Origin of the sequence: Streptomyces sp. MB09-02B (genome assembly GCF_033794485.1) — a bacterium.
Lineage (GTDB): Bacteria > Actinomycetota > Actinomycetes > Streptomycetales > Streptomycetaceae > Streptomyces.
Genome location: NZ_JARGEE010000446.1, coordinates 1 through 6,777 on the forward strand (window position 1 = coordinate 1; position 6,777 = coordinate 6,777).

Consider the following 6,777-nt stretch of genomic DNA (forward strand, 5'->3'; position numbering starts at 1 on the left):
CCGTACGGTCCCGGCTCTCCCGGGCCGGGGCATGGGTAGGGCGGCTGACGGCCGGGCGGCTGCGTTAGGAACGTACGCGAAACATGACGAACGGTGGGGAACCGGGGCGTCGTCGATGAGTCGCATCAGTCGGTCCTTGTGGTGGGCGAGGCGACCAGGCGGGACGTCCCGTTCGGGCGGGGGCGGCAGCAGTCGGGCCAGCTCCTCGTTCATCGGGATCCCTCCTGAATCTCCTTGAGCGGAAGGGCCGCGAACGCGGCCTCGCCCCCTACCTCTCCGCGACGACGCCCCGGTTCCCCACCGTTCGTCATGTTTCGCGTACGTTCCTCACGCAGCCGCTCGTCCGTCAGCCGCCCGAGCCGCGCCCGGGCCCGGGAGAGCCGGGACCGTACGGTCCCCACCGGGACGCCCAGCGCCTCGGCCGCCTGCCCGTAGTCGAGGCCGGACCACACGCACAGCGCCAGCACCTCACGCTCCGCGCGCCGCAGCCGCCCGTACACCTGCCGTACGGCGGCCAGCCGGCGTGCGTCGTCGAGGCGCCCGGCGGTCTCGTCGGCGAAGTCGGCCACCGGTTCCGGGCCGGGGCGCCGGGCCAGGAACGCCAGCCGGCGGCCACGGCCACGGGTGGCGTTGCGGGCCTTGTTGGTCGCCATGCCCAGCAGCCACGGCTTCAACGAGCCGCCGTCCGGCTCCAGCCGCTCCCGGGTGCGCCAGGCGTCCAGGAAGGTGTCGGCCATCACCTCCTCGGCCGTCGACCAGTCACCGATCAGCCGGTAGGCGTGGTTGTAGACGGCCCGCGCGTAGGCGTCGTAGACCTCGGCGAACGCGTCCCGGTCCCCGGCCCGTATCCGCGCCCGCACCGGGGGCCCGGCGTGCGCCCGCTCCCTCTCGGGGTCACTCATCTCTCATGCACCTCTCCCACCTCACACTCTGCTCTCTCCATGAGGTGGGAGAGGTTCCGGTGACCCGCGCCACACTCCTACGGGAGCCGGCTACGGCAGCCCGTGCACATGCGGCCCCACCGCGTTCGACCAGGCGTTGCCCGCTGTGGCGTCCCAGTTGGTCGACCAGGTCATCGCGCCCCGCAGGTCGGGGTACGTCCGCGGCGGCTTGAAGGAGCCGCAGTGCGTGCCCCGGGCCAGACAGTCGAGCGCGTTGTTCACCACGCTCGGCGCCACGTACCCGCTGCCCGCGCCCCGTGTGGAGGCCGGCAGCCCCAGCCCCACCTGGGAGGGGGCGAGCCCGTTCTCCAGCTGGATGCAGGCGAGGGCGGTGAGGAAGTCCACCGACCCCTGGCTGTAGACCTTGCCGTCGCAGCCCAGCATGGAACCGCTGTTGTAGTACTGCATGTTGACGACGGTCAGGATGTCCTTGATGTTCAGCGCCGTCCGGAAGTACGCGTTCGACGTCGACTGCATGTCGATGGTCTGCGGCGCCATCGTGATGACCAGCGACGGGCCGGCCTTCGCCGACAGCGACCGCAGCGCCTGCGTCATGTACGTCGCGTCGAGCCCGTTCTCCAGATCGATGTCGACGCCGTCGAAGCCGTACGTCCGCATCACGGCGTACACCGAGTCGGCGAAGTTCGTCGCGGAGGCCGCGTTGTTGACCGCGACCGTGCCGCGCTCACCGCCGACCGACACGATGACCTTCTTGCCGGCCGCCTGCTTGGCCCGGACGTCGGCCTTGAACTGGTCGACGGTGTAGCCGCCGAGGCCCGCCGAGTCGAGGGTGAAGGCGACGGCGCCCGGTGTGGCGGTGGCGTCCGCGAAGGCCACGGCGATGATGTCGTACTGCGAGGGGACGTCGGCGAGCCGCTGCACCGTGGCCCCGTTGTCGAAGTTCTGCCAGTACCCGGTCACCGCGTGCTTCGGGACGCCGGTGCCGCCGCCCGGGGTCGCCGTCGTCGTCCCCGTCACCGTCGCCGAACGCGCCGACTCACCGGCCGCGTTCGCCGCCGTGACCTGGAACGCGTACGAGGTGGAGGCCGCGAGCCCGGTCACCGTCGCCGAAGTGCCGGTCACCGACCGGACCTTGGTGCCGCCCCGGTAGACGTGGAAGCCGGTGGCACCCGAGACCGGGTTCCAGGCCAGGGAGACCGAGGAGGACGTCGAGCCCGACACCGTCAGCCCGGCCGGGGCGGACGGGACCGTGGGCGGCTGGTCGCCACCACCGCCGTCGGGGCCGAAGACGGACACCTCGTCGACGAGGTAGGCGGCCTGGCCGTACCAGCCGTGCGTGTAGACCGTCACCGCCGTGGTCGAGGCGCCGGTGGTGAAGGTGGTCGACAGCTGCTTCCAGGCCGTCGAGTCCGGCGTCCACGTCGAGACGTCGGTCGTACCGGTCCCGGTCGCGCCCAGGTACGCGTACCCGCCCCGCACCCAGGCGCTGAGCGTGTACGTCGAGCCGGGCTTCACCGCCACGGTCTGGACGCAGCGGGCGTTGTCCTGCCCGGCCGGGGTGGCCCGCAGCGCGGCCGCGCCGCCGTGCACCGGGGAGGAGACGGTCGCGCCGCTGCCCGCCGAGCAGTTCCAGTCGCTGAGCCCCGACTCGAATCCGGCGTTCCTGGCGTTGTTGATGTCCGCGGCCGACGCCTCCCCGGCGCCGGCGAGCGAGAGACCGAGGGCGAGGGAGACGGCGACGACGCCCGACCGGAGCCGGGTCCGTCCCCGTATGCGCGCACTCTCACATTTTCGCGCGTTCGTCCGCATGTGTATGCGTCTTCTGTGTCTGAACATAGTCGTAAAGTTGGTCCAGACCAATCAGGTTGTCAAGACTCCCGGCCGAGGCCCGTTCACCCGTTCGTGGAGCCCAACCTCCCCGCCCACCTGCCGAGTTGAGGCATATGCGTCTCACTCTGTGTGGATACGGCCCCCACCGCCCGTGAGTTGATCAAGGAGATTCGGTGTTGATCGGGCCATGCCGTGGATATGGTGCTGATGCAAGACGATGCGGGAGGGACGTCGAGGCAGACGTCGCTCCCCACAGGGGCCGTCTGAGGCGGTGGTCGACCACCTCGCCGAAGCGAACGGGGTGGTGTGCAGCGTGCCGACCGCGATAGCCGTCACCAGTTCCGACCTGGTGCTCCCACCGCACGACCGGCAGTCCCCGCCCGCGGTCGTACAGCCGCAGGAGACCCTCGAAGCCTCCCTGTACGGCATGCACGCGCTCATCGAGCAGCACGGCTACGTCATCGCCCTGCACTCGTCCTCCGACGCGTCGGCCGTCACCCGGCGGCTGCACACCGTCCGTTCCGTGCTGGAGAGCGACCGCATCGCCCTGCTCGGTGTGGATCTGCCGCCGCTCGGCGTCGCCCTGCTCGCCCAGCAGTTGCGGCAGCTGTCCGTCTGCGACTTCAGCCCGGGAGTGCTCGCCTCCTCCGTACGCCTCCTCGCGCACTACATCTACGCCGGCGCGCTCCTCGGCTCCGTCGCCAAGCTCGACCGGGTGCCGGTCACGCTCAAGACGCACGCCAAGTCCTGGCTGCCGGGAGCCCAGTTCGCGGTCCTGGCCAACCCGCGGCCCCAGCTGGTCCGCCTCCACACCGCCGACGAGGAGCCGCTCACGGGACCCGAGTTCGGCACCCGGCTGCTCGTCGCGCAGGGACCGCAGCCGCCCTCCGACTGGGTCACCGGGACGCTCGCCCCGGCCTGGCAGGTGCAGGGGTCCCTGCCGGTGCCGCTGCCCGAGGGGTCCGTGCGCTGGTGGGGGACCGGCAAGCTCGTCGAGTTCGCCGCCGGCCTCTCCGACGTCTCTGTGCTCTACCAGCTCGTGTCGTCCGTACGCCGCGAGACCTGCCACTGGTGCGGCCTCGAACTCATCGGCGACCGCTGCGGGTTCTGCGCGGCCCCGTTACGCGAGCCCGAACCGCCGCCCGTGCGCGCACTGCCGCGAGGGGTCACATGACAGCCGTACGACAACCCCCGAGCCCACAGGGCCGTACGACCCGTCCGTCCCCGCCCCGACCGAGCAGCAGGCCCGCTCACGTGCCCGGCACGTCCCCACGAGGTGAGAAGTAGTGAACTCACGCCAGCGCCGCGGCGTCATCCTGCTGGTCCTCTCGGCCCTGTGCGCCCTGGCCGCCTTCGCCGGGGTGCTCTCGGTGATCCGGGACGTGAACGCCAAGGTCGGACCCGAGGTGACCGCGTACCGGCTGAAGGGCGACATCGCGCCCTACAAGGAGCTGACGGCGGGGCAGTTCGAGAAGATCTCGATGCCGGAGCGGTGGCTGTCCGGCACGGCCGTCACCGACCTGGCCGAGATCCGCGGGAAGATCGCCGTCACCCAGCTGAGCAAGGGCTCCCTGCTCCAGTCCGACATGATCGTCGACCGGCCCGAACTCGAAGCGGGACAACAGGAGATCGCCATCCTGATCGACGCCTCCACCGGTGTGGCCGGGAAGATCAACCCAGGGTCGCTGGTCAACATCTACGCCACGTTCGAGGAGAAGGACAGCGACTCGGGCAAGGACACCTCCAAGCTCATGGTCGCCGACGCCCGCGTCATCGACGTCGGCAAACTGACCCCCCTCGAATCGGGCCAGTCCAGCAGCGACCGCCGGCGCACGGCGACCGAGGCCGTCCCGATCACCTTCGCGCTCGACACCGCCGACGCCCAACGCGTCGCCTTCGCCGAGTCGTTCGCCGAGCACGTCCGTCTCGCCCTCGTCGGGGGCGGCGAGGCCACCGTCGTCGTACCGGACGACCGTTCGTACACCCTCGACGAGGACAAGTAGGAGGCCCCGCGATGAGGTCGGTCCGGAACGTCCGCACGAGGACCCCTCGAACGGGGGTGCGCCGAACGCCACTACGGATCGGCGCGCACGAGATCCCCTCGCCCTCCGCTCCACGAACGGGGATCCGCCGATGACCATCCGCATCCTCCCCGCCGCCGGTGACGTCGACTCGGCCCGTGCCCTCACCACGCTGCTCGGCCAGCTCGCCGACGCGGAACCGGCACCGCCCGTCTCCGACTCCACCGCACTGCTGGACACCCTGGCGCGGATGGCCGCCGATTCGCTGGACGAGTTGCCGGAGGTGGTGCTCGTCCACGAACGGATCGGCCCGGTACCGGCGTTGGACCTGGTCCGCGATCTCGTCCTGCGCTTCCCGGCGGTCGGCGTCGTGCTCATCACCTCCGACACCAGCACCGGCGTCCTCACCGCCGCCATGGACTCAGGCGCCCGGGGCATCGTCCAGCTCCCCCTCTCCTACGAGGCCCTCGCCGAACGCGTCCAGGCCGCCGCCGCCTGGTCGGCCGGCATGCGACGCCACCTCGGCAGCGGAGCGCCCGAACTGTACGCCGGCCCCGGCGGCACCGTCGTCACGGTCAGCGGGGCCAAGGGCGGCGTCGGCGCCACCGTCACCGCCGTCCAACTCGCCCTCGCGGCCCGCGCGTCCGGCCGTACGGTCGCCCTCCTCGACCTCGACCTCCAGTCGGGGGACGTGGCCTCCTACCTCGACGTGCAGTTCCGCCGCTCGGTCGCCGACCTGGCCGCCATCACCGACCTCAACCCCCGGGTCCTCCAGGAGGCCGTCTACGCCCACGACACCGGCATCTCCCTCCTCCTCGCCCCCGCCGAGGGCGAACGCGGCGAGGAGGTGACGGACCGGGTGGCCCGCCAGGTGGTGGCCACCCTCCGCTCCCGGCACGACGTGGTGGTCGTCGACTGCGGCTCCCAGATGAACGCGGCCACGGCGGCCGCCGTCGAGATGGCCGACCAGGCCCTCCTGCTGGTCACCCCGGACGTCGTCGCCGTCCGCGCCGCCAAACGCATGGTCCGTCTCTGGGACCGCCTCCAGATCCGCAAGGCCGAGGAGACGCTGACGGTCGTCAACCGCCTGTCGCGCGCCACGGAGATCCAGCCGCCCCTGGTGGAGAAGGTCACCGGCACGAAAGTGGCCCGCGCCGCCGTCCCCGCCGCCTTCAAGGAACTCCAGTCCGTCGTCGACGCGGGCCGCCTCCAGGACCTCGACGCCCGCTCCTCCGTCAAACAGGCACTGTGGGCGCTGGCCGCCGAACTGGACCTGGTCGCCGCACCGGACCACAACCACCACGGCGGCCGACGCCGCAGGTCCTCCGGCGACCGAGGCGCCCTGGTCCTGCGCCGCAAGGGCGGCGACCGGGGCTCGGCGACCCTCGAGTTCGCCGGCATGCTCCCCCTGATCCTGATCACCATGACGATCCTCTGGCAGGCGGCCCTCTACGGCTACACCTACTCCCTCGCCGGCAACGCCGCCGACGAGGCCGCCCGCGCCGCCACCGCCGCGTACGCGGTCGACGGCGACGTCGCAGGCGCCTGCGAGACCGCGGGCAGCGCGAACCTCCCGGGCGCCTGGAGCGACACCTCCATCGACTGCGCCCCCGCCGGCCCCGTGATGCGAGCCGAGGTCCAGGCCAACGTCCCCCTCTTCTTCCCCGGCTTCGACACGGGCTGGACCGTCAACGGCGAGGCGGGCGCGGCGCTGGAGGGGGACACCCCATGACCCCGACCACGAAAACCCCCGCACACGAAAAGACCGACGCGCCCCGTGCGGCCGTACACGCGCCCACAGCGCCCCCGGCAGTTGCACGCGCGAGCACCGAAACGGCGGCCCCACGCCCGACCACAGTGCCCCCGGCGGCGCAGCCCCGATGGCGGGTGAGCCGCGTACGGCGAGAAGGGGGCGTGTCGGGGGGTGTCCGCCCGCAGCGGTTGGCGCGTCAACGCGTCCGACTTCCCAGCCGACCGATTCCGCGCCGTTCCGAGGACGGATACCCCCCGGCGCGCCCCCGACC

5 protein-coding genes are annotated in these 6,777 nt (G+C 71.9%); 3 read left to right on the forward strand and 2 right to left on the reverse strand.

The features are described from left to right. Positions 1-209: 209 nt before the first annotated feature. A complete protein-coding gene (locus P1P70_RS37375; RefSeq protein ID WP_319245688.1) occupies positions 210-902 on the reverse strand; it encodes an RNA polymerase sigma factor in 693 nt (230 codons plus the stop codon). A 90-nt stretch (positions 903-992) separates the two neighbouring features. Then, on the reverse strand, positions 993-2,711 hold the full coding sequence (locus P1P70_RS37380; RefSeq protein WP_319245690.1) for a glycoside hydrolase family 18 protein: 1,719 nt from the start codon (positions 2,709-2,711) through the stop codon (positions 993-995). Positions 2,712-3,003: 292 nt separating this feature from the next. On the opposite strand from P1P70_RS37380, the gene P1P70_RS37385 reads away from it, so the two are divergent. The 3 genes from P1P70_RS37385 (at position 3,004) to P1P70_RS37395 (ending at position 6,485) form a co-directional block, all read left to right on the forward strand. After that, entirely contained in the window at positions 3,004-3,906 is a 903-nt protein-coding gene (locus P1P70_RS37385; protein ID WP_319245692.1) for a hypothetical protein, read from the forward strand. 112 nt (positions 3,907-4,018) lie between these two features. After that, positions 4,019-4,735 (forward strand): Flp pilus assembly protein CpaB, encoded by a 717-nt coding sequence (cpaB, locus tag P1P70_RS37390; RefSeq protein WP_319245694.1) that lies wholly within the window; start codon positions 4,019-4,021, stop codon positions 4,733-4,735. Positions 4,736-4,865: 130 nt separating this feature from the next. Continuing rightward, entirely contained in the window at positions 4,866-6,485 is a 1,620-nt protein-coding gene (locus P1P70_RS37395) for an AAA family ATPase (RefSeq protein ID WP_319245696.1), read from the forward strand. The last annotated feature ends 292 nt before the right edge of the window (positions 6,486-6,777 follow it).